At 71.2% G+C, this 20,562-nt stretch carries 23 protein-coding genes, 2 tRNA genes and 1 other RNA gene; 12 read left to right on the top strand and 14 right to left on the bottom strand.

Features of this window, described 5'->3' with window-relative positions:
* Positions 1 to 124: 124 nt before the first annotated feature.
* The 4 genes from recR to ffs form a co-directional block, all read right to left on the bottom strand.
* Positions 125 to 718, bottom strand: a complete 594-nt coding sequence (gene recR / locus O3597_RS27000) for a recombination mediator RecR (protein WP_164450030.1) — start codon at positions 716 to 718, stop codon at positions 125 to 127.
* Between the two features lie 8 nt (positions 719 to 726).
* The gene (locus O3597_RS26995; protein WP_166459246.1) at positions 727 to 1,035 is read right to left on the bottom strand and encodes a YbaB/EbfC family nucleoid-associated protein; all 309 of its coding nucleotides are present in this window, start codon (positions 1,033 to 1,035) and stop codon (positions 727 to 729) included.
* A 220-nt stretch (positions 1,036 to 1,255) separates the two neighbouring features.
* Entirely contained in the window at positions 1,256 to 4,042 is a 2,787-nt protein-coding gene (locus O3597_RS26990; protein ID WP_281602796.1) for a DNA polymerase III subunit gamma and tau, read from the bottom strand.
* A gap of 236 nt (positions 4,043 to 4,278) precedes the next feature.
* An RNA gene (ffs, locus tag O3597_RS26985) (signal recognition particle sRNA small type) lies at positions 4,279 to 4,368 on the bottom strand.
* A gap of 81 nt (positions 4,369 to 4,449) precedes the next feature.
* Here ffs and O3597_RS26980 point away from each other — a divergent pair.
* Positions 4,450 to 4,534 (top strand) — tRNA-Ser (locus tag O3597_RS26980).
* 135 nt (positions 4,535 to 4,669) lie between these two features.
* Here O3597_RS26980 and O3597_RS26975 read toward each other — a convergent pair.
* Positions 4,670 to 5,086 (bottom strand): hypothetical protein, encoded by a 417-nt coding sequence (locus O3597_RS26975; RefSeq protein WP_281602795.1) that lies wholly within the window; start codon positions 5,084 to 5,086, stop codon positions 4,670 to 4,672.
* A 65-nt stretch (positions 5,087 to 5,151) separates the two neighbouring features.
* On the opposite strand from O3597_RS26975, the gene O3597_RS26970 reads away from it, so the two are divergent.
* Positions 5,152 to 5,517, top strand: a complete 366-nt coding sequence (locus O3597_RS26970; protein ID WP_281602794.1) for a PadR family transcriptional regulator — start codon at positions 5,152 to 5,154, stop codon at positions 5,515 to 5,517.
* Positions 5,514 to 6,599 (top strand): hypothetical protein, encoded by a 1,086-nt coding sequence (locus O3597_RS26965; protein ID WP_281602793.1) that lies wholly within the window; start codon positions 5,514 to 5,516, stop codon positions 6,597 to 6,599. Before O3597_RS26970 ends, O3597_RS26965 begins: the two co-directional genes overlap by 4 nt.
* Positions 6,600 to 6,647: 48 nt before the next feature.
* On the opposite strand, the gene O3597_RS26960 is transcribed toward O3597_RS26965, so the two are convergent.
* Positions 6,648 to 6,944: a flavin reductase gene (locus O3597_RS26960; protein WP_281602792.1), complete on the bottom strand. Its 297-nt coding sequence runs from the start codon at positions 6,942 to 6,944 to the stop codon at positions 6,648 to 6,650.
* Complete coding sequence (locus O3597_RS28625) at positions 6,941 to 7,345, bottom strand: hypothetical protein (protein ID WP_348650316.1); 405 nt, start codon at positions 7,343 to 7,345, stop codon at positions 6,941 to 6,943. The genes O3597_RS26960 and O3597_RS28625 overlap by 4 nt, the downstream gene beginning before the upstream one ends.
* Before the next feature lie 396 nt (positions 7,346 to 7,741).
* On the opposite strand from O3597_RS28625, the gene O3597_RS26950 reads away from it, so the two are divergent.
* From O3597_RS26950 to O3597_RS26935, 4 genes are read left to right on the top strand one after another with little or no spacing between them, the layout of a single operon-like run.
* Positions 7,742 to 8,509 (top strand): helix-turn-helix transcriptional regulator, encoded by a 768-nt coding sequence (locus O3597_RS26950; RefSeq protein ID WP_281602791.1) that lies wholly within the window; start codon positions 7,742 to 7,744, stop codon positions 8,507 to 8,509.
* Complete coding sequence (locus tag O3597_RS26945; protein WP_281602790.1) at positions 8,500 to 8,706, top strand: DUF397 domain-containing protein; 207 nt, start codon at positions 8,500 to 8,502, stop codon at positions 8,704 to 8,706. The genes O3597_RS26950 and O3597_RS26945 overlap by 10 nt, the downstream gene beginning before the upstream one ends.
* A gap of 43 nt (positions 8,707 to 8,749) precedes the next feature.
* Complete coding sequence (locus O3597_RS26940; RefSeq protein WP_164450021.1) at positions 8,750 to 9,307, top strand: hypothetical protein; 558 nt, start codon at positions 8,750 to 8,752, stop codon at positions 9,305 to 9,307.
* Positions 9,308 to 9,346: 39 nt separating this feature from the next.
* Positions 9,347 to 9,877: a hypothetical protein gene (locus O3597_RS26935; protein ID WP_281602789.1), complete on the top strand. Its 531-nt coding sequence runs from the start codon at positions 9,347 to 9,349 to the stop codon at positions 9,875 to 9,877.
* A gap of 7 nt (positions 9,878 to 9,884) precedes the next feature.
* On the opposite strand, the gene O3597_RS26930 is transcribed toward O3597_RS26935, so the two are convergent.
* Genes O3597_RS26930 through O3597_RS26920 form a run of 3 tightly spaced genes read right to left on the bottom strand, consistent with a single transcriptional unit; the run spans position 9,885 to position 14,895 of the window.
* Positions 9,885 to 11,543, bottom strand: a complete 1,659-nt coding sequence (locus O3597_RS26930) for an FG-GAP-like repeat-containing protein (RefSeq protein ID WP_281602788.1) — start codon at positions 11,541 to 11,543, stop codon at positions 9,885 to 9,887.
* 43 nt (positions 11,544 to 11,586) lie between these two features.
* A complete protein-coding gene (locus tag O3597_RS26925) occupies positions 11,587 to 13,242 on the bottom strand; it encodes an FG-GAP and VCBS repeat-containing protein (protein WP_281602787.1) in 1,656 nt (551 codons plus the stop codon).
* Positions 13,243 to 13,272: 30 nt separating this feature from the next.
* Complete coding sequence (locus tag O3597_RS26920; RefSeq protein ID WP_281602786.1) at positions 13,273 to 14,895, bottom strand: FG-GAP-like repeat-containing protein; 1,623 nt, start codon at positions 14,893 to 14,895, stop codon at positions 13,273 to 13,275.
* Positions 14,896 to 15,252: 357 nt separating this feature from the next.
* On the opposite strand from O3597_RS26920, the gene O3597_RS26915 reads away from it, so the two are divergent.
* Complete coding sequence (locus O3597_RS26915; protein WP_281602785.1) at positions 15,253 to 15,552, top strand: hypothetical protein; 300 nt, start codon at positions 15,253 to 15,255, stop codon at positions 15,550 to 15,552.
* A gap of 104 nt (positions 15,553 to 15,656) precedes the next feature.
* Here the strand turns inward: O3597_RS26915 and O3597_RS26910 are convergent.
* Positions 15,657 to 15,743: transfer RNA gene (locus O3597_RS26910), tRNA-Ser, on the bottom strand.
* A gap of 75 nt (positions 15,744 to 15,818) precedes the next feature.
* Here O3597_RS26910 and deoD point away from each other — a divergent pair.
* The 3 genes from deoD to O3597_RS26895 all read left to right on the top strand — a co-directional run bounded on the left by deoD (position 15,819) and on the right by O3597_RS26895 (position 17,736).
* Positions 15,819 to 16,526: a purine-nucleoside phosphorylase gene (gene deoD / locus O3597_RS26905; RefSeq protein WP_281602784.1), complete on the top strand. Its 708-nt coding sequence runs from the start codon at positions 15,819 to 15,821 to the stop codon at positions 16,524 to 16,526.
* Positions 16,527 to 16,648: 122 nt separating this feature from the next.
* A complete protein-coding gene (locus O3597_RS26900) occupies positions 16,649 to 17,287 on the top strand; it encodes a TetR/AcrR family transcriptional regulator (RefSeq protein WP_164450014.1) in 639 nt (212 codons plus the stop codon).
* Positions 17,284 to 17,736: a hotdog domain-containing protein gene (locus O3597_RS26895; RefSeq protein WP_164450013.1), complete on the top strand. Its 453-nt coding sequence runs from the start codon at positions 17,284 to 17,286 to the stop codon at positions 17,734 to 17,736. Before O3597_RS26900 ends, O3597_RS26895 begins: the two co-directional genes overlap by 4 nt.
* Positions 17,737 to 17,745: 9 nt before the next feature.
* Here the strand turns inward: O3597_RS26895 and O3597_RS26890 are convergent, their stop codons facing one another.
* The 3 genes from O3597_RS26890 to O3597_RS26880 form a co-directional block, all read right to left on the bottom strand.
* A complete protein-coding gene (locus O3597_RS26890) occupies positions 17,746 to 18,234 on the bottom strand; it encodes a nucleoside deaminase (protein ID WP_281604645.1) in 489 nt (162 codons plus the stop codon).
* A 145-nt stretch (positions 18,235 to 18,379) separates the two neighbouring features.
* A complete protein-coding gene (locus tag O3597_RS26885) occupies positions 18,380 to 18,910 on the bottom strand; it encodes a tRNA adenosine deaminase-associated protein (RefSeq protein ID WP_164449572.1) in 531 nt (176 codons plus the stop codon).
* Positions 18,911 to 19,296: 386 nt separating this feature from the next.
* A complete protein-coding gene (locus tag O3597_RS26880) occupies positions 19,297 to 19,677 on the bottom strand; it encodes a hypothetical protein (RefSeq protein ID WP_281604644.1) in 381 nt (126 codons plus the stop codon).
* A 29-nt stretch (positions 19,678 to 19,706) separates the two neighbouring features.
* Here O3597_RS26880 and O3597_RS26875 point away from each other — a divergent pair, with 29 nt between their 5' ends.
* Positions 19,707 to 20,462: a M23 family metallopeptidase gene (locus O3597_RS26875; RefSeq protein WP_164449573.1), complete on the top strand. Its 756-nt coding sequence runs from the start codon at positions 19,707 to 19,709 to the stop codon at positions 20,460 to 20,462.
* The last annotated feature ends 100 nt before the right edge of the window (positions 20,463 to 20,562 follow it).

The raw sequence follows: 20,562 nt of genomic DNA, 5'->3' as shown, positions 1-20,562 counted from the left end.
GACCTCCGTGAATCCGCACGCGGAGGCCCAGATTCACAGAGGTCATCATCAGCGGGTCATCGCCGCGCCACCGGCACGTCACGCCGACCCGCGCCACCCCACGACCCGCCGCTCGGCGGGTCCGTCACACGGCCCGACGACCCTCGAAGGCCCGGCCCAGGGTGATCTCGTCGGCGTACTCCAGGTCGCCGCCCACCGGCAACCCACTGGCCAACCGGGTCACCGCGATCCCCATCGGCTTCACCATCAACGCCAGATAGGTGGCGGTCGCCTCGCCCTCGGTGTTGGGGTCGGTGGCCAGGATCAGCTCCCGCACAGCGCCGCCGCCGAGACGGGTCATCAACTCGCGGATGCGCAGATTGTCCGGCCCGATGCCCTCCAGCGGATTGATCGCCCCGCCGAGCACGTGGTACCGGCCGCGGAACTCACCGGTCCGCTCGATCGCCACCACGTCCTTCGGTTCCTCGACCACGCAGATCACCTCGTCGGTGCGGCGCGGGTCGCGGCAGATCCGGCACGTGTCGGACTCGGCCACGTTGTAGCAACTGGTGCAGAACCGCACCAGCTCCTTGACCTTGCGCAGCGCGCCGGCCAGCCGGTTGACGTCGGCCGGGTCGGCGGACAGCACGTGAAAGGCGATCCGCTGGGCACTCTTGGGCCCCACGCCGGGCAGCCGGCCCAGCTCGTCGATCAGATCCTGGATGGCGCCCTCGTACATCTGCGGGCTCAGAACCCGGGCAGGCCGAGGCCGCCCATCCCGCCCGCGACCGGGCCCATCTTCTGCTCGGTCAACTCGCGGGCCGCCTCGGTGGCGTTGTGCAGTGCGGCGACGACGAGATCCTCCAGCGTCTCCACGTCGTCCGGGTCGACGGCCTTCGGGTCGATCTTGATGCTCTTGATCTCGCCGGAGCCGGCGACGACAGCGGTCACCAGGCCGCCACCGGCGGTGCCGGTCACCTCGGCCTCGGCCAGCTCAGCCTGCGCCTTGGCGATCTGCTGCTGCATCTTCTGCGCCTGCTTCAGCATCTGCTGCATGTTCGGCTGTCCACCAGGCCGCACGATGACTCCCTCGACTCGCCTTTTCTGCCGCCGCCCACCCTAACGCCACCCACCGACCTACCCCGCGCACCGCACCCCGGTCACCTTTCTTCCCGCCGATCTTGCACTTCTGGTCGCCCTTATGCCGGCTTCGGCAGCATTCGCGGAGACGAGAACTGCAAGATCGACGCTGAGGGGTGGGGTGGGGTGGGGTGGGTTAGTCGCTGATTTTTTCGACGGTGCCGAAGGCGTCGCGGAGCAGGCGTACGGCCTGTTCCTCGCTCGACTCGCGGGCGGTCTTCTCGTCGACGATCTCGTCGAGTGGCTCGTCACCCGGATCGAAGCCCTCGTAGGCGGGAGTGGCGGGCGGTTGAGCAACGCCGGGACGTCCCGCGCCACCGCGCAACGGGCCGTCGAAATCCGGGTCGTACGGCGGTTCGCCGGCGAACTCCGCGTCCGCGGTCTGCCGGACCCCCTTGGCGGTACGCGTCCCCCGCCCGGCCGCGGCCGCCCGAGCCGCCGCGATCGCGCTGCTCACCGGGGCACCACCGGAGCTGCCACTGCCGTTGGGCGCTCCCGCCTGGCGCGGTGCGGCACCGGGCCCATGGCCGCCCGACCCACCGTTCGCCCGAGCCCCACCCGACCCGGCGGTCGTAGCCGCTCCAGCCGATCCGACGAACGTCCGCGCCCCGTCCGGCCCACCGGCGTGCGTCCCCGCGCCGTCCGGGCCGGCGACCGGTGAGCCGTCACCCGCGCCACGGCTCGACGGGACGCCCGGCGCAACCGGGTCCGCCGAGGTGTGCGAGCCAGCCGCCGGAGGGTCGCCCGACGGGTCCGCCGCCGCGTCGACCGACCCGCCGCCGGGACGGGCCGCCTCCGGCCAGTCGTCGGCAGCGGACGGGGCGCTGCCACCTGGGCGGGCCGGCTCGGGCCAGTCGTCGTCGCTGTCCTCAGCCGTGGTGGCAGCCGGAGTATCCGACCGACGGGCGCCGGCGGCACCGCCGGAGCTGCCCTGATCGGCCCGCCCTGCGGGCACCTGCGGACTGGCGTCGACCGGGGCCGGGCCGGGAGCGGACGGGCTGCGGTGCGGACCAGGCGACGCCCCGCCCCGTTCACCGGCCACCTCGCAGCGGATCTGCCAGCGCCCGCCCAACTCCTCGTAGAGCGCGTCGGTGAGCACCTGCGCGTGGTCGGACATCATCCGGGCCAGCACCGCCGACTTCACAGTCAGCACGAGGGTGTCCCCGTCGAGGTCACGGACGACCGCGTCGCGCATCAGCGCGGCGATCCGCTTGTTGCTCCGGTTGACCTTGCCGACCACCTCCGGCCAGACCCGGCGCACCGCGACCGCGTCCAGTGCGCCGGGAGCCGCCGCACCGGGACGAGGGGGTTCCGGGGTCGCCGGATCAGGCATGATCGCCGACGCCGGCACAGCCCGCCGGGACATGGCGGCACCGTTTGTCGCATCGCCCTGGGAGGCACCCGGCCGTCCCGAACCGTCGTCACCGGGTCCGCCGGCCGGGCCGGCGCCGGCCCCGTTCGTGCCGGCGTGGTGACCTGCGTCGGCCCGACCAGGCGCTGCGGCACCGCCCGCCCCCGGGCCGGCGGCCGAGGTGGCTTCGGCACGATCGGCGTTCTCGACACCGCTGTCAGGACCACCGCTCGGGATCGCACCGCCACCATCGGCCGACGACTCACTGCCTTGGCCGGCTGGCGAGGTGGCGGTAGCCGGCGCGGCAGCGCCGGTCCCGGCCCGGTTCGCGGCGGCAGCCGCGGGCGCGGCGGGAGGCTGGGTGCGTACCGCCGGGGGGTTGGTGGCGGGCGGCGGCGCGTCGGTGCCGGCGAGGGTGAGCCGGCGCTCCATCCGTTCGAGGCGTTGGAGCAGGCCGCCGGTGGAGTCGTCGACACCCGGCAGCAGCATCCGGGCGCAGATCAGTTCGAGCAGCAGCCGGGGCGCGGTGGTGCCGCGCATCTCGACCAGGCCGTCGTGCACGATGTCGGCGCAGCGGGACAGGGTGCCCGGCCCGAGCTGCTGGGCCTGGGCGGCCATCCGCTCGATCTGGTCGTCCGGCCCGTCGATGAGGCCCTTGGCCACCGCGTCGGGCACCTGCTGGAGCACGATCAGGTCGCGCAGCCGTTCCAGCAGGTCGGCGGCGAACCGGCGAGGGTCGTGCCCGGCCTCGGCGACCCGGTCGACGGTGGCGTACGCGGCGGCACCGTCCCCGGCGGCGAGGGCGTCGCACATCTCGTCGATGAGCGCGGCGTCGGTCACCCCGAGCAGCGCGGCGGCCCGGGCGTAGCTCACCCCGTCGGGGCCGGCACCGGCGATGAGCTGGTCGAGTACGGAGAGGCTGTCCCGGGCGCTGCCGCCACCGGCGCGCACCACGAGCGGGAACACCGCCGGTTCCACCTCCACGCCCTCGGCCTGCGTGAGCTGCTCCAGGTAAGGCCGGAGCACCTTCGGCGGGATCAGCCGGAACGGGTAGTGGTGGGTCCGCGACTTGATGGTGCCGAGGACCTTCTCCGGCTCGGTGGTGGCGAAGATGAACTTGACGTACTCCGGCGGCTCCTCGACCAGCTTCAGCAACGCGTTGAAGCCGGCCGACGAGACCATGTGCGCCTCGTCGATCACATAGATCTTGAAACGGCTGTTGGCCGGCGCGAAGAACGCCTTCTCCCGCAGCTCACGGGCGTCGTCCACACCACCGTGGCTGGCCGCGTCGATCTCGATGACGTCGATCGAGCCGGCCCCGTCGCCGGCCAGCGAGCGACAGGAGTCGCAGGTGCCGCAGGGCTCCGGGGTGGGGCCGTGCTCGCAGTTGAGCGAGCGGGCCAGGATGCGGGCGCTCGAGGTCTTTCCGCAGCCGCGCGGGCCGGAGAAGAGGTACGCGTGGTTGAGCCGCCCGCTACGCAGCGCCTGCGACAGCGGCTCGGTGACGTGCTCCTGCCCGATGACCTCGGCGAAGGTACGCGGCCGGTACTTGCGGTAGAGCGCCAGTGCCACGGCGTCCCGCCTCCTCTCGACCGAGCCATTCTGCGCCGACCTCGCCCGCCTGACCACCCACCCCGCCGAGTCGCCCCGGCCGGTCCGCCCGGGCCGCGCCGCTGGCTGGCCCACCCGGCGTGCGCGCCACGCGTGATCCACTCCGGTTGCGGCATCTTGCGGCCTCCAGCGGCCGGGAAACCCCAGGATGCCGCAACTGGAGAACGCCAGCGAGCGCCGGAGAGCGCCGGAGACAGAAAGGCCCCCCGTGCACCCGGCAGAGCTCGCTTATCCTTGCTGCCTTCCGGCCCTGGGGAGGTTCACGAGATACCGCCGCACGGGAGGTGCCCCCAGCCTACCCGACCGGCCACGGATCCTCAGGGGGTGGTGGGGTGGGAAGCTCGGCGCGGACCTGTATCCTGGCTCGCGGAGGATTCGCCTAGAGGCCTAGGGCGCACGCTTGGAAAGCGTGTTGGGTTAACACCCTCACGAGTTCGAATCTCGTATCCTCCGCTCACCTGAGCAGGACAAACGACAGGGCCGGCCCCCACGGGACCGGCCCTGAGTCGTCTCGACAGGCGCGGTCGACATCACCTGTCGCAACGCGAACTGCTTCGTCGGTTCGACGACGAGGCCGACAGGCTGGCATCAGTCGATCCGGAGCACCAAGGCGACGACCACTGCGGAGGCGATGACGGCCAGCAGGATCCGTGCCAGCCGCAGGCCTCGCCACCACGGCAGCACCCACAGCAACAGCCAGAGCGCGGCGAAAGACAGGACATGCCCGGCCACGATGCCGAGCACGCGTTCCTCGCATCCGTTTGCGGCCCTGACCGGGTCGCACACGGACGGGTACGGCTGACCGTCCTCGGCCAGCAACGCCGTGAGACAGGCCACCAACGGGGTCCCCACGAGCGTGTACAGCGGCGTCAGGACATACCCCGTCAGGTCACGGTGGCGATCCAACCGTCCGCGACGCGGCGGCTCGCTGCTTTCTGCCCCCGACATGGCGAGAACGATAGAGCGACAGACGGTGATGCGTTGCCCCCAGTGCCCGGCACGCACGACATGAGCACCCGGGCCACCATGAACGGTTGACGTTATATATCGGTCACCGTAACATCACTCCAATGCAGGAACCCACCTTTCTGATCCTCACCGCGCTGGCCGCGCAGCCGCTACACGGTTACGGGGTCATCCGGGCGGTCGACGAGCTGTCGGCGGGCGAGGTCAAGTTGCGACCGGGCACCCTCTACGGTGCGCTGGACCGGCTGACCGAGCAGGGCCTGGTCACCGTCGACCGGGAGGAGGCGGTCGAGGGCCGATTGCGCCGCTACTACCGGCTCAGCGACGCCGGAGCCACCGCGTTGCAGGCACAGGTCGAGCGGCTGCGCCGGCACGCCGCCGCGGCCGAGGTCCAGTTGGGCAGACGCCTGGGCGGTGCGCTGAGCTTCGGCCTGATGAGCGCCCCGACCGCAGGCGAGGTGACCGGATGACCGCCGCCTGGCCGACCGCCGATGACCGGCTGGAGCGTGGGTACCGCACGCTGCTGCTCGCCTACCCGCGTCGGCACCGGCGGCGGCACGGCACCGAGGTGGTGACCACGCTGCTGGAGATGGCGGAGCCGGGCCAGCGCCGACCCCGGGTCGCCGAGGCCCTGCACCTAATCGGCAGCGGCCTGCGACTGCGGTTCCGGCTGCCCGTCGGTCGCCCTCTCGTGGCGGTCGCGGCGGTGCTCACCGCGTTGATAATCGGCGGCTTCGGCGCTGCCGCCGGATCCTGGCTGGGTGCCCAGACCTTCGCCGACCTGCCCGACGACGCCGCCATGGCCAGCCTCACCCAGCAGGCCGGTGGGGACGAGACTCTGCACTCCCTCTACTCGTCGTCACCGTGGACCGCCGACACAGCCAGCTCTTTCAGCTGGGTCCACGGCACCTGGGATGCCGAGCAGGTCCGGCAGCGCCTCGCCGCCGACGGTTGGTCTGTTTCCGGCTTCACCTCGGTCACCGGCATGGTGGGCACCCTCGACGACACTGGCTCGCTCGTGGAGATTCCGTTGAACGGCACGCGTTTCACAGCCGAGTCGGACGGCCTGATGGTCAACGTGACGGGCTGGAACCCGGCAGCAGGAAACAGCTCCGTCGACATCCGCAGCGACGTCTCGCTCCTCGCGATGCCGCAGCGTACCGCCGTTTTCCTGCCCCTGGTCGTCGTCGGCACCGCCGCCGGGCTGCTCACCGGTTGGCTGGTCGCGGCGGCCGTCGCGTACCGGATGGCGGCAGCGCCGCCCGGACGACGCCGCGCCGCCGCCGCGCTCTGGGGCGCGACCCTGGCGGCGCTGGCCCTGCCGGCTGTCGCCCTCTACGGCAACGTCATGCGGGTGTTTCGGGACGGCAGCGTCGAAGGCGGCCCGCCGCTGACCGTGCACAGTGCCTTCACGCCCGGCGAGTACTACCCGTTCGGCCCGCAGTGGCTCGTGCTCGCGCTCACCGTCGCCGGGCTCGTGGTCGCCGTCGCGGCGACCGTCACCGCCCGTCCGGGCGAGCAACCACCACAGCCCGGCGTCGTACCGGGCTGACGCGCGACAACGGGGGCAGGGGCCGTTCCGACCGGGAGCGGCCCCTGGTCATGCGCCGGCCCCGTCCCGGTCCGGCTCCCGCGACGGTACGCGGACAGCCTCCTGACCTCGCACACGCGCCCAGGACACGAAGCGGTCGAACAGCCCGACCGCCGACGAGGTGTCACCGAGCTGCGCGTCCGCTTGGGCGTACAGGGTCACGAGGTGAACCAGCAGCGCGACCCGATCGCCCCGGTACTGGCGGAGGAGCCGGAGTTTCGCCGCGCCGCACGGCCACCGGGCACCGCAGTTCCGGCAACGCCAGGTCGGGCGGGACGGCACGTGTTCCGGGCGACGACGCCTCATCGGCGCACCGCCCCGGACGGTTGGCCCACGTCGGACGGTTGGCCCACCTCGGAGGGCTGACCCAGCTCGGACGATTGGCCCGGCCCGGACGATTGGCCCACCTCGGTCGGTCGGCCCGGCCCGGCGCGCAGGTGCGAAGCACGGTCGCCGCTCCGGATCAGGCCGGCCGGCATCAGGAACAGTTCGCGGCGCTCCACCGCGTCGCCCCGGGCGTCGAGTTGGTAGCACTCGATCCAGGTCCAGCCGTCATAGGTGGTCCGGTCGGTACGGTGCCGGATGACCCGGACCGTGATCGGACGGACGAACTGCGGGGATGCCGCGCGGGTCAGCAGGAGTAGCTCCCCCGGCGTGATCGACTCGACGCACTCACCCGGCGCGGGACGGCGGCACCGATGCTGCACTGCTCACCTCGCTCCGTCCGGCGGTCGAACTGCCTGCACAGGTCATCCGGCGCGCGTCTCGGGAGCAGGCTGAGTCGTCTGCGCTCTCAGCTCGACAGGCGGCGCAGGTGCAGGTACCCCCCGCGCCGGCTCGGCGACGCCGCGAGGCCGCACCGGCCCACGCCGCGAGGTCCGTGCCCGCCCCACCCCGACGTCACCGCCGAGCGGTGCTGGATGGGGGCCGCCGTGGTTGCTCGCCCGGCGGCGGCCCCCCGATGTCACGACCGCCGGGTCAAGGGGGATGAACCTCCACCGGCCGCGCCATCGACACCCCCCAACTTGCCGCACGTAACGAGACAACTACATGGCGTGTGGGTATGGTCGGCGGATATTCGAGACGTCCGATGGGAGGCGGCCATGAACGACGCGCTGCGGGTGGCGCTGCGGGACACCGGGCACACGATCGAGTCGCTCGCGGAACGCGTCGGCGTCGACCCGAAGACGGTCAGCCGGTGGCTGCTCGAAGATCGGATCCCGCATGCCCGGCACCGGCTCACGGCGGCAGATGCACTCCAGAAGAATGTCTCGGACATTTGGCCGGACATTTCGAGACGTCGGGCGCTGGTCTGGTTCCGCCCCTGGCAGGAGATCGAGCGCGAGGCGACCACGCTGCGTTCATACCAGCCGCTGGTGATACCTGGCCTGCTCCAGACCGAGGCGTACGCCCGCGCGGTGCTCGCCGGCGGCGGCCTGATCCCGCGTAGCGAGGTGGCGCGGCTTGTCGACCACCGGATGTCCCGCCAGTTGATCCTGCACCGCGAGGAGCCGCCGCTGCTCACCGCCGTGCTTGACGAGGCCGTGCTGCGCCGGCCGGTCGGCGGCCCGGCCGTGATGCGCGAGCAACTCCTGGCACTCGCCGAGGCGTCCACCCGGCCGCACATCCGGATACATGTGGTGCCGTCCACAGTGGGCGAATACGCTGGGGTGAACGGCCCGTTCGTGCTGGCGACCGCGCCCGATCACCGCATCGCCGGATACCTGGACAACCAGTTGCAGGGGCAGGTGGTCAGCGAGCAGGCCGAGATCGCGGCGATACTTGCCGCGTGGGAGAACGTGCGCGGCGAGACACTCTCGCACTGGCAGTCGGTCGACCTGATCAGGGAGGTGGCGCAGTCATGGCAGTGAACGACACCCCGGAGCTGTCCGGCGCCCGGTGGCACACGAGCAGCCGCAGCAGCGGCAACGGCGGCGACTGCGTCGAGGTCGCCCGGAACCTGCCCGACGTGGTCGGCGTGCGCGACTCGAAGGACCCGGCCGGCCCGGCGCTGGTGTTCAGCCCGGCCGCCTGGCGTGCCTTCGTCGCCAGCGTCGACGAGACCTGACCACCGTCGTACACATGTTCTATCCACAGGTTGTGGACGGCGGGTGAGTTACCAGCTCAGCGCGGTCGTCGCGGACGCCGAGCTGCTGCGCGAGGAGACCCGCGAGCTGGATCATGCCGTGCTCGGTGAGCTGCGGCAGGACTTCGCGTTGCTGCCGGTCACGCCGCAGCTCGTGCTGGAGCTGACCGGCGACCCGCCGGACTACCTCACCGACGAGCCCGGCCCGGAGCAACCGTTCGAGCTGGTCCTCTCCCCCGCGCTGACCGAGGTCCTGGCCCGCTGGTCGGTGCGCGGCCCGCTGGCGTACGTCGAGGCGGAGTTCGCCGGTGGGACCGGGCACCAGGCCGCGGCGGTCTGGCTGGGCGGCGCCCTCGCCTGGGGGCCACGCTTCGACGCGGCGCTCGACGGGCCACGCCCGGCGTGGCCGATCAACGCGGCGCTTGTCGAGCTGGGCGTGGAGCCGGGCCGGTGGATCGACCCCTTCGCCGAGCTGGGGTTACACGTCGAGCGGAGCACCGAGGGGTGGCTCGCGCACGGGCGGCGAGGGCTCAGCGCCGACTATTGGGACGAATTGGCCGACGAATGGGAGTCTCGGCAATAACCTCAGCGCCCCCGTCACGTTGGGGACTGGGGGATTCTGATGAAATTGCGACAATTCGGCTTCATCGCCGCACTGCTTCTGGCTGCCTCGGCATCGGGTAGCGGAGTCATGCCACCGGACAGCATCGCCGTCCGCGAGCCCGTCGCATCGGTGAGCGTCGTCGATCTCGACGGAGTGGCCGATGTGGACTTCGGTGACTCGGAGAGCGAGCTGACCCGGCGCGGCATTCTGCGTACCGACGTCGACGCCTGCGGCCCGACGCTGACCGGGTACGACGAGTTCAGCCCGATCTTCATCGATGATCGGCTGGTGCTGCTCTGGGCCGGCGACCCGGTCCACACCCCGGAGGGCATCGCGGCCGGCTCACCCGTCGCCGAGGTCCGGGCGAGCTACCCGACCGCACGCGAACTGCGCGCTCCACAGGGGACGTACCGCTTCGACGGCCTGCTCGCCCGCGACGGCGACCGCGCGTACCTGTTCCTGCACGACGGCCAGACGGTGCGGAAGATCATCGCCGGGTACGCCGACTGGGCGCACCGCCTCTTCGTCGAGGGCCACGCCCCCTGCTGACGGATGCTCAGTAGTAGAGGCCACCGGTCTGCGGGGTGGCCAGCCGGCGGCCGTACCACTTGGGCCAGACGAAGTCGGTACGCATGCTCAGGCCGCTCCACGAGGAGGACTGCGGGACGAGCCCGCCGGAGCCGCCGTGGAACAGGGCGACCGACCCGGACCCGAACCCGGCCGAGTCGCCGGACACCTCCTCGCCGGGCGAGGTAACCACCGCGTCCAGCGGGCCGCTGCCGTTCAGGTTGAGGATCGCCACCGCGCCACCGAACCGGTCGGCCCGCTCTGCACCGCCCGGCACGACCGCGTGGTCCTGGTCGAAGCCCTGGGCACCGGTGCCGGTCAGCCCCGAGGCCGACCCCTTCAACAGCGCGACGGTGCCCGCCTCGGCTTTCGTACCGATCGCCTCACCCGGCGCACCCACAAGCACGTCCGCCCGACCGTCCCCGGTCACGTCGCCCACCGCGAGGGCCGCACCGAACAGGTCACCGACCTCCGCCGAGCCCGGCACCCCGGCCGTACGCTGCGAGAAGAGCTTCACCGAGCTGCTGGACAGTCCGGTCGAGTTGCCGGGGAAGACCGCGACCATGCCCTCGTTGCCGTTCGGGCTCTGCGTGAACGGCGCTCCGGCGATCACCTCGCCCGACCCGTCGCCGTTGACGTCGCCAACCGCGAGCGCCATGCCCAGATCCCACACGTAGCTGTCACTGCGGCCGGTCGCCGCGCGTAGCGCCGCCCCGGTGACCGAGGTGGCCCCGCTGAGCTTCACCCCGCTCGCCGAACCCCACATCAGCGTGAGCATGCCGCTGCCTGTCGGGGAGCTGCTCTGGTTCTCCTGCGGCGCCCCGATCACCAGGTCGGCGTAGCTGTTGCCGTTGACCTTCCCGATCGCCAGGGTCCATCCGAAGTGGTCACCGCGTTCGGCCGAGCCGGGCACCGCCGCCTGGTCCTGGTGCAACTGCTGCGCACCGGTCCCGCTCAGGCCACCGACGCCGCCGTACAGCACGGTCACCGCGCCGGCTTCCTTGATGCTGCCGATCGCCTCGCCGTACGCCCCGACCGCCAGGTCGTCCCGGCCGTCGCCGTTGAGGTCACCGGCGGCCAGCGCCGAGCCGAACCAGTCCCCCTGCTCCGAGTCACCCGGTACGCCTGGCGAACTCTGGCTGAAATGCTTCGCCGAGCCGATAGCCAGGCCGGTGCCGCTGCCCGGAACCACCCACACTCCGCCCGCGTGCACCTTCGCGGTGGGGTCGTACTCGGCCAGGTCACCCATCGCCAGGTCGTCGTAGCCGTCCCCGTTGAAGTCCCCGGCGGCGAGAACATCGCCGAAGCGCAACTCGCCGCCGCCCGCCGAGATCAAGCTCGTGTAGTAGTCGACGTGCGGTGCCGACGAGTAACGCACCACGACCAGGCCGGACGGTGACTCGGGCCGGGTGTACTCGTACGGGTCGGCGGAGGCCGCGATGTCGTCGACGCCGTCACCGTCGAAGTCGGACCGGGTCTGCCCACTACCCGTGACCGGGGTGACCGCCTTCGCCACCCGGTGCACCTGAAGGGTGACCCCCTCCCGGGTCACCGACAAGACCTCGGCCGCCGCCGCCCCGGCCGGCACACCCACCGCCAGGCTGGCCGCCACCGTCAGCACCGACACTCCGGCAATTCTGCGCCGCATGGAAAGACCCCGTTCTGCTGTGGTGTGTGATTCGGTCGGTGCACTAGTAGTGCGGCCCGCCGCTCTGTGGTCCGGCGATCCGAATGCCGTAGCGCAGGGGGCTGACCAGATCCGTACGCATCGACAGGCCACTCCACGAGCCGGCCTGCGGAACCAGCCCGGCGGCGGAGCCGTGGAACCGTGAGATCGTGCCGCTGGGCCACGCGGCCTGGTCGCCCGCGACCTCCTCCCCTACCGAAGCCACTACCGCGTCCAGCGGGCCGGTGCCGTTGAGATTGAGGATGGCGACCGAGTTACCGAACACGTCGCCCGCTTCCGCACCACCGGGGACGACCGAGTGGTCCTGGTCGAAACCCTGGGCACCGGTGCCGGTCAGCCCGGAAGCGGAGCCCTTCAGCAGCGCGACGGTGCCCGCCCTCTTCTTGGTGCCGATCGCCTCACCGGGCGCACCGACCAGCACGTCCGCTCGGCCGTCGCCGGTCACGTCACCGACCGCGAGCGCACCGCCAAAACGGTCGTCCTGCTCCGGTGATCCCGGCACCCCAGCCGTACCCTGATCAATGATCTTTGCTGCGTCACGGGACAGGCCGCCGCTGCGGCCGGTGAAGACGGCGATGAGACCTCCTTCAGCGGCCGGCGCCTGGGCGCCGGGCGCACCGGCGATCACCTCGCCGAGCCCGTCGCCATTGACATCACCGATGGCGAGCGTCTCACCGAGGTACCACGCGATCGTCAGCTCGTTCCCCGTCTTCGGATGAACCGCCGCGCCGGTGACCGAGGTGGCGCCGCTGAGCTTCACCCCGCTGGCCGCCCCCCACATAAGGGTCACCATGCCGGTGCCGTCCCAGGACTGACCGTCGTTCTCCTGCGGCGCACCGATGACCAGATCGGCGTACCTGTCGTTGTTCACCTTCCCGATGGCGAGGCTCCGGCCGAAGTGGTCACGGCGTTCGGCGGAACCCGGCACCGCCGACTGGTCCTGGTGCAACTGCTGCGCGCCGACGGTGGTCACGCCACCAACACCGCCGTACAGGACGGTGACCGCGCCCGCGTCCTCGACGCTGCCGATCGCCTCCCGGAACGCGCCGATCGCCAGGTCGTCGCGGCCGTCGCCGTTGATGTCGCCGGCCGCGAGCGCCGACCCGAACCAGTCGAACTCCTCGGCCCCACCCGGGACGCCCGGGGAACTCTGGTTGACGTGCTGCACCGAGTCGACCACCAGTCCGGTGCGGCTGCCCGGGATGACCCAGACCCCGCCGGCCCGCGTCTTGTTGCCCGGGTCGACCTCGTCCATGTCGCCGATCGCCAGGTCGTCGTAGCCGTCGCCGTTGAAGTCGCCGGCCACCAGCGCCAGGCCGAAAGAGTGGGCGCCACCATCGGGCGGCAGCACCCCCGCGAAGTAGTCGACCTGCGGCGCGGACGAGTAGCGCACCACGACCACGCCGGTCGGACGGTGCGGCAGATTGAAGTCCCCCGGCTCACCCGTGGCCGCGATGTCGTCGACACCGTCACCGTCGAAGTCCGAACGGGTGGCACCCGTACCCGTCACCGCGGTGGTGGTCTTCGCCACCCGGTGGTACTGGAGGGTGACGCCCTCCCGGGTGACGGTCCAGAACTCGTCCGCCGCCTGCGCTGGGGCGCTCACCGCCAAACCGGCCGCCACCGCCAGCGCCGACACTCCGGCCACTCTCCGCCGCATCGCCAACCTCACCATCTGGGGCCGCACCGGCTACCGATGCACCAGGTCCCGGCCGTACCACTCAACGAATATGCGGTCGGTGTTCAGCGACCTCCCGCTCCACGAAGTCGACTGCGGGACCAGCCCGCCGGAAGCCCCGTGGAACCGGGACAACGTCCCAGATCCGGACCCCACCGAATCTCCGGCGACCTCCTCGTCGGGCGATCCCACCACGGCGTCCAGCGGGCCGGTGCCGTTGAGATTCAGGATCGCCACCGAGGCGCCGAACCGGTCGCCGCTTTCCGCCCCACCCGGAACCACCGAGTGGTTCTGGTCGAAGCCCTGGGCTCCGCTGGCGGTCAGCCCCGACGCGCTCCCCTTGAGCAGCGCGACCGTGCCCGCCTCGGCCCTCGTACCGATCGCCTCGCCCGGCGCACCGATCAGCACGTCAGCCCGACCGTCGCCGGTCACGTCACCCACCGCGAGCGCTTCGCCGAACCGGTCCTCGTCCTCCTGGCTACCCGGAACGCCCGGCGTGGCCTGCGTGAACACCTTCACGGCGCTGCTGGATAGACCACCGGTGCGGCGGCCGGTGAAGACCGCGACCAGACCGGCGTTGATGTTCGGCTCCGGGCCCTGGGCACTCGGTGCTCCGACGACAACCTCGCCCAGACCGTCTCCGTTGACGTCACCGACCGCGAGCGACCTGCCCAGATACCAGGCGATGGTGAACCGATGGCCGGTCGCGTGGTGAATCGCGGCGCCGGTGACCGAGGTGGCGCCGCTGAGCTTCACCCCGCTTGCCGATCCCCACATCAGGGTGATCATCCCGCTGCCGGCCGCGCCGGAACCGTCGTTCTCGTTGGGCGCGCCGATGATCAGGTCGGCGTACCTGTTGTTGTTGACCTTCCCGATCGCCAGAGACCGCCCGAAGAGGTCCCGATGTTCTGCCGTGCCGGGTACCGCGGCCTGGTTCTGATGCAGTTGCTGCACGCCGCTGGCGGTCAGGCCGTCGACCCCGCCGTAGAGGACGGTGACCGCACCCGCCTCCACCACGCTGCCGATCGACTCGCCGGGGGCACCGATGGCCAGATCGTCCCGCCCGTCACCGTTGATGTCGCCCGTGGCCAGGGACAAGCCGAACCTGTCGTGGGCCTCCGAATCGCCGGGCACACCCGGTGACCCCTGGGTGAATCGCCGGGTCGAGTCGACCACCAGGCCGGTACGGCTGCCCGGGATGATCCAGACGGCGCCACCGGGGGCCTTGTTGCTCAGGTCGACCTCCAGTTCGGCGCCGATCGCCAGATCGTCGAACCCGTCACCGTTGAAGTCACCGGCCGCCAGATCGCTGCCGAAAGCAGCTGGAAGGTTGATGGTCCATGTGCCGTTCAGGTAGTCGACCTGCGGCGCGGACGAATACCGCACCACGACCCCACCGGTCGCGTAGTAGGGGATCGCGTCGGTACCGCCGATTTCGGCAGCTACCGCGATGTCGTCGACACCGTCCCCGTCGAAGTCGGATCGGGTGGCACCCGTCCCCTGCACCGGGGTGGCCGCCTTCGCTACCCGCAGGTGCTGCATGACGACACCGTCCCGGGTGATGTTCCGGACCTCGCTCGCCGCCTGTGCCGGTGCACTCACCGCCAGCCCGGCCAACACCGTCAGAACACTCATCCCGGCAAGTTTGCGCCGCATCGAAAATCCTCACATCCCCGTAGTCGCTCCCACATCCTAGGGATACGTAGATCAAAAACCATGTCCGGTCGGCCATACCTGACAACCTCCACGGCCGGAGTTGCTGGCCGGCGTATCTCTTACCTGTCGCAGTGGCGACGACCGGCTCGGAGCGCCGCCGCCGAGGTCCACGATCTACCGCCGACAGTTGCCCGGACCATCGGCTTCTGAGGTGCTCGGACCGACGAGCAGTTGCTGAAGTTCCGGCACGTGTGGGTCGTGATGCACGATCCGAACGGCAAGCGGGTGGCGGCGGCGATGCTGGGTCTTCGGGGCATGGCGTTCTAAGGAGGGTTGATGTCGCTGGACGGGTGGCTGGCATGCATCGAGTGCCGGATGTGCCTCGCTCTGGGCAAGCCGATCCGGCCCGATGGCGACGAAATCCGCTACTTCCAGGTGGGATACGTGGCGAACTCCGCCCAGCCGGACCTGACACGAGCGCTCTGGAAATTCCTGGCCGACCACGCCGGCCACCCGCTCCGGGTGCTCGTCACGGGCCAGCCTGGCTACGACGACCTTGAACACTTCATCGAAATCGGCGGTGACGCCGCGCCGGACATCCCGTTCGAGGAGTACCTGCGGGATTTCCCGGGCTGACCACGACCGGGCAGCAGACCGCCTCCTGAGCACCGGCTGAGACCGAGTGCGCAGCGCCCGGCCGGTCCTGACGGACCGTGCCGGGCGTTTCGCCTGTTCACGAGCGGTGGCGGAGGGATTTGAACCCTCGGAGGGCGTAAACCCTCACACGCTTTCGAGGCGTGCTCCTTAGGCCGCTCGGACACGCCACCGCCGACGAGGGTACAGGACCACAGGTTCCGACGCCGAACCGGTCCCGGCCAGCCCGGCCTGGCAGGATCAACGCCATGAGTACGCACATCGGCGCGAAGCCGGGCGAGATCGCCGAGCGGGTCCTGATGCCGGGAGACCCCCTGCGGGCCAAGTGGATCGCGGAGACCTACCTTGAGGGCGCGAACTGCTACTCGACGGTCCGGGGCATGCTGGGCTTCACCGGACGCTGGAGCGGCGTCGAGGTTTCCGTGCAGGGCTCCGGGATGGGCATGCCCTCGGCGTCGATCTACGCCCACGAGTTGGTGAACGAGTACGGCGTGAAGTCGCTGATCCGGGTCGGCTCATGCGGCGCGCTCACCGAGGATCTCCAGTTGCGCGACGTGATCGCGGCGATCGGGTCGTCCACCGACTCGAACATGAACCGGATGCGCTTCGACGGGCTGATCGACTATGCCCCGGTGGCCGACTTCGGGTTGCTGCGTACCTCGGTGGAGGTGGCCGAGCGGCGCGGCATCGCCATGCGGGTCGGGCCGATCCTGGCCGCGGACGCCTTCTATACCGATCGGCCGGACCTCTACGACAGTCTCGCGGAGTACGGCGTGCTGGCGGTGGAGATGGAGTCGGCGGCGCTGTACACGATCGCGGCCCGGTTCAAGGCGCGGGCGCTGACCCTGCTGACCGTGAGCGATCACATCAAGACCGGCGAGAAGACCACCTCCCAGGAGCGGGAGCAGACCTTCAGCCAGATGGTCGAGATCGCCTTGGACACCATCACCGCCTGAGCGCCGCCGCGACGTCCCGCCACCCCCCGTGTGGTGGCGGGACGTGCTGTGTCGGCGTCGGTGTGACGGTCTCCACTCGATAAATATATACGACCGGTCGTTCTTTTTAGTAGTCTCGCCGTATGAACGTCGACGGCCGGCTCGCCCGGGGGCAGCGCACCCGCACCGCCGTGCTGGACGCCGCCGTCAGCCTGGCCTCCGCGAGCGGTCTCGACGGGCTCTCGCTCGGACATCTCGCCGAGTCGCTCGGGGTCAGCAAGTCCGGCCTCTTCGCGCACTGGCGCTCCAAGGAGGAGTTGCAGCTCGCCACCATCGACCGGGCCGTCGCCCAGTGGCAGGAACAGATAATCGCCCCGGCGCTGCGCACCCCCCGGGGCGTACGCCGGATCCACGCCCTGCACGAGGCCCGGATCGTCTTCTACGCCGGCCGGGTGCTGCCCGGCGGCTGCTTCTTCGCCACCACTGAGTTCGAGTTCAATGCCCGGCCCGGCGCGGTCCGTGACCGCCTCGCCGAGGTCATCGCGGCCTGGACGGCGTTCCTGGAACGGCTCGTCGCCGAGGCGGTCGAGCTGGGCGAGCTGCCCGCCGACACCGATGTCGCGCTGCTGGCGTACGAGATCGACGCCTACGGCATCGCCGCCGCCATGCGCTCCCGCCTACTCGACCCGGAGGTCACCTACCGGCACGCCCGCTCGGGCGTGCTGGGCCGCCTGCGGGCGCTCTGCCCCGATCCCGCTCTGCTACCGGAAGGCCCGTCATGAGTAACGCAGTCGCCGAACAGCCGGCCGTCGAGTACGGCCACGTCGAGCCCGCCATGGTCCACTTCGACGATCTCGACGCGCTCGGCATCCTGCACAACGCCCGGTACGCGCTGCTGCTGGAACGGGCGCTCACCGCGTACTGGTCCGACCGTGGCGTCGCCTACCAGGCCGGACGGGCCAGCACGCCCGACGTGTTCCACGCGGTACGCGAGTTCACCATCAGCTACCTCGCGCCCGTCACCGGCACCGGCCCGGTCGCCGTGCACTTCTGGCTGGAGCACCTCGGCACCAGCAGCGCCCGGTACGCCTTCCGCTTCCATTCGCTCGACGGCACCACGACGTACGCGGAAGGACACCGCGCGGTCGTCCGCCTCGACCCGGCGACCCTGCGACCGGCCGCCTGGACCGACACCGCCCGGGCGGTCGCCAGCACGCTGCTCCGCTCCTGACCCTCGGCGTCAGCGGAAGAAGGCGCGCAGGACGGCGGCGGTCTCGGCTTCCAGGATGCCGCCGTACACCTCGGGCCGGTGGTTGAGCCGGCGGTCGCGCAGCACGTCCCAGAGCGAACCGGCGGCGCCGGTCTTGGGTTCCCAGGCACCGAAGACCACTGTCGAGACCCGGGCCAGCACCAGCGCACCGGCGCACATCGTGCAGGGTTCGAGGGTCACCACGAGGGTGCAGCCGTCCAGCCGCCAGTGTCCCAGCCGCTCGGCCGCCCGGCGCAGCGCGAGCACCTCGGCGTGCGCGGTCGGGTCGCCGGTCAGTTCGCGTTCGTTGCGACCGATCGCCAGCTCACGGCCGTCCGGCCCGTAGATCACCGCGCCCACCGGCACGTCGCCGGACTGGCCGGACTCACCTGCGACGGCGTCACCGACCGCCGCGCCGGCCGCACCGCCGCCCGAGGGCGCAACATCCCCGGTCACCGCGACTTCGAGGGCGCGGCGCATCCAGAGTTCGTGGCGCTGTCGCCGGCCGGTGCCGGTCGGGTCGGCCAGGCCCTCGTCCGCTCCCGGCCCGCGCCGACCGACCGATCCGGGAGTGGGTTGCCCCGGCCGGACCGTCTCCAGCGCCGGATCGGTGACGTCGGAGGGCTCAGACCTCACGCAGTTCCTCGACGTCGTCGACGCAGCCCAGCACCTGGCAGATCTCGGCGGTGACGTCGGCCGGCATCATTCCCTCGTGGGCGCAGAGCGCGAGCAGCCGTTGCGCGGGAACGCCCAGGTCGGTCAGGAGATCCGCCTCGCCGACCGGGTCCGCCTCCGGGTCGACGGCAGGCTGGTCGCTGTCCTCGTCACCGCTGGTGGCGGCCGGACGCACCTCTTCGGGCTCGTCGAGCCCGGTCACCGACGTCTTCAGGTCACCGACCAGCAGCGCGCCCAGCCGGGATTCCTCCGCGTACGCCGAGTCGGAGCCGAAGACCCGCAGGTCCTCACCCTCGTCGAGGCGCAGGATCACCAGATAGGTGTCGTCCGCCTCGACGAACAGCAGCGACAGGTCCGCGTCCGGGGCGACGTCGCGGAGCCGCTCGGCGACCTCGTCGACGTCGGCGGCACCCCGCAGACTGAGCTCGGCGGCGGTCCAGCCGCCCTTCTCGCGCACGACGGCCGCAGCGAAGTACGACACGGTTCCCCCAAGTTGCCTCGGCACAGCACTCGCCGATCCGTTACGCGTGCACGTTAGCCGGTCGGGTCGGCAGGCGACCGGTCAACGCCCCGAAGGGCCGGTCATTCCTGGGGAAGGATCTTCGAGCCGCTCAGCCAGCGAGACGCCGACGAGTGGCGATCAGCTGGCGGAGCTGCGCCGTGCGGGCGCGCTGTGGCCGTTCGCGTTCGCGTACCGCGCGCGCGTCCGCCAACTGCGCCAGGAGCTGGAGGCGGCGGCGGCTGCGATCGGGATCCAGCCGCGGAGTGGTCCAGGCCATACCGGGAGAGTGCCGAGTCCTGGCCATCGAAGTCAAGACGGGTTTCGGTGTCCGCGCGACGACGCACCGCAGTCGCCGCCGGAGGTGCTCACCAGAGGGGCCAGTCGCCGCTGCTCATCCAGCGGGTGACGACCGCGGCGGTGGCGATGCTCCACCCTCCGGCGGTGACGATAGCGATGCCGGCCGCCACTCCCCGGTCGCCGTACCCGACCATCACCAGGGCCGTGAGCCAGGCCAGCACGCCGGCGAGCAGGGTCCACCAGACGTACCCGACGAGGCTGCCACCGAGCAGGCCGAAGAGGACCAGCCAGGCCAGGGTTCCGAGCGCACCCGCGGCGACGCCGGCGCCGCCGACCGGGTTCGGCTCGCGGTAGGTGGGGCGTGGTGGCCGTCCGGTGGGAAAGAGGCCCGACGGGTTGTACGGCAACACCGGTACCCACTCCTCCGCACGAACGGACGCTGTGCCCACCACCGTACCGAGTCTGTCAGGATGGCCGGATGGTTCCGCTGACGATCGGACGCCGGCGCGCGTACGCCCTGTTGCTGCTTGCGCCGGTGCTCGCGGTGAGCGGCTGCGGTGCTCCCGACGCACCGACGATCGCCGGGCCGACCGCACTGGTCAGCCCGACGGCCGCGGTGAGTCCGACGGTCGCTGCGAACACTGGCGCACCCGGCGCGACCAGCTCGGCACCCGATCGTCCGGACCAGCCGACGGCGGCACCGCGCGAGGGCCTGCCCCACGTCTTTCCGGTACGCGCCAGGAAGGTGGCGTACCACCCGACCCACTCGGCGTACCCGGGAACGGACATCTTCGCCGACTGCGGTGAGCCGGTCGTCGCGGTCACCGACGGCACGATCGGTGAGGTCAGCCGGCGCGACCGGTACAAGAAGAGCGGTCCGCAGGGGCCGTACAACGGCGGCCTGTCCGTGTCGGTCATCGGTGACGACGGGGTGCGTTACTACGGCTCGCACCTGACCGAGATCGCCGAGGGCATCGAGGCCGGGGTGCGGGTACGGGCCGGCCAACGGCTCGGCACGGTGGGCCGCACCGGCAACGCCAACAACGTCTGCCATCTGCACTTCGGCATCTCCCCGCCGTGCCTGGGCGAGGACGGCTGGTGGATCCGCCGGGGTGTGGTCTGGCCCGCGCCGTACCTGAACTCGTGGCGCAAGGGTGGCAACCGGGAGCCGGCGGCCGAGGTGGCCGCCTGGCATCGCAAGCACGGCTGCCCGAGGAAACCGCCCGCGCGCTGACAAGCGTCATCCGCGTTTCATCAGTCCGAAACATTGACGCAGGTCTCGCCGGTGAACTACCGTCCGGCTAACCAGAGAGAGCGCTCTCTCAAGCACTTAA

This window comes from Verrucosispora sp. WMMA2044, assembly GCF_027497155.1.
GTDB lineage: Bacteria > Actinomycetota > Actinomycetes > Mycobacteriales > Micromonosporaceae > Micromonospora > Micromonospora palythoicola.
This window is presented reverse-complemented; position numbering and strand designations above follow the sequence as displayed.

Bases quoted from the DNA above. Each gene is read 5' to 3' on its own strand.
- O3597_RS26995 (WP_166459246.1), bottom strand. From the start codon at position 1,035: ATGCAGCAGATGCTGAAGCAGGCGCAGAAGATGCAGCAGCAGATCGCC.
- O3597_RS26945 (WP_281602790.1), top strand. From the start codon at position 8,500: ATGGCAGTGAACGACACCCCGGAGCTGTCCGGCGCCCGGTGGCACACG.
- O3597_RS26960 (WP_281602792.1), bottom strand. From the start codon at position 6,944: ATGAGGCGTCGTCGCCCGGAACACGTGCCGTCCCGCCCGACCTGGCGT.
- O3597_RS26915 (WP_281602785.1), top strand. From the start codon at position 15,253: ATGTCGCTGGACGGGTGGCTGGCATGCATCGAGTGCCGGATGTGCCTC.
- recR (WP_164450030.1), bottom strand. From the start codon at position 718: ATGTACGAGGGCGCCATCCAGGATCTGATCGACGAGCTGGGCCGGCTG.
- O3597_RS26925 (WP_281602787.1), bottom strand. From the start codon at position 13,242: ATGCGGCGGAGAGTGGCCGGAGTGTCGGCGCTGGCGGTGGCGGCCGGT.
- O3597_RS26965 (WP_281602793.1), top strand. From the start codon at position 5,514: ATGACCGCCGCCTGGCCGACCGCCGATGACCGGCTGGAGCGTGGGTAC.
- O3597_RS26935 (WP_281602789.1), top strand. From the start codon at position 9,347: ATGAAATTGCGACAATTCGGCTTCATCGCCGCACTGCTTCTGGCTGCC.
- O3597_RS26900 (WP_164450014.1), top strand. From the start codon at position 16,649: ATGAACGTCGACGGCCGGCTCGCCCGGGGGCAGCGCACCCGCACCGCC.
- O3597_RS26970 (WP_281602794.1), top strand. From the start codon at position 5,152: ATGCAGGAACCCACCTTTCTGATCCTCACCGCGCTGGCCGCGCAGCCG.
- O3597_RS26950 (WP_281602791.1), top strand. From the start codon at position 7,742: ATGAACGACGCGCTGCGGGTGGCGCTGCGGGACACCGGGCACACGATC.
- O3597_RS26875 (WP_164449573.1), top strand. From the start codon at position 19,707: ATGGTTCCGCTGACGATCGGACGCCGGCGCGCGTACGCCCTGTTGCTG.
- O3597_RS26920 (WP_281602786.1), bottom strand. From the start codon at position 14,895: ATGAGTGTTCTGACGGTGTTGGCCGGGCTGGCGGTGAGTGCACCGGCA.
- O3597_RS26890 (WP_281604645.1), bottom strand. From the start codon at position 18,234: ATGCGCCGCGCCCTCGAAGTCGCGGTGACCGGGGATGTTGCGCCCTCG.
- O3597_RS26930 (WP_281602788.1), bottom strand. From the start codon at position 11,543: ATGCGGCGCAGAATTGCCGGAGTGTCGGTGCTGACGGTGGCGGCCAGC.
- O3597_RS26895 (WP_164450013.1), top strand. From the start codon at position 17,284: ATGAGTAACGCAGTCGCCGAACAGCCGGCCGTCGAGTACGGCCACGTC.
- deoD (WP_281602784.1), top strand. From the start codon at position 15,819: ATGAGTACGCACATCGGCGCGAAGCCGGGCGAGATCGCCGAGCGGGTC.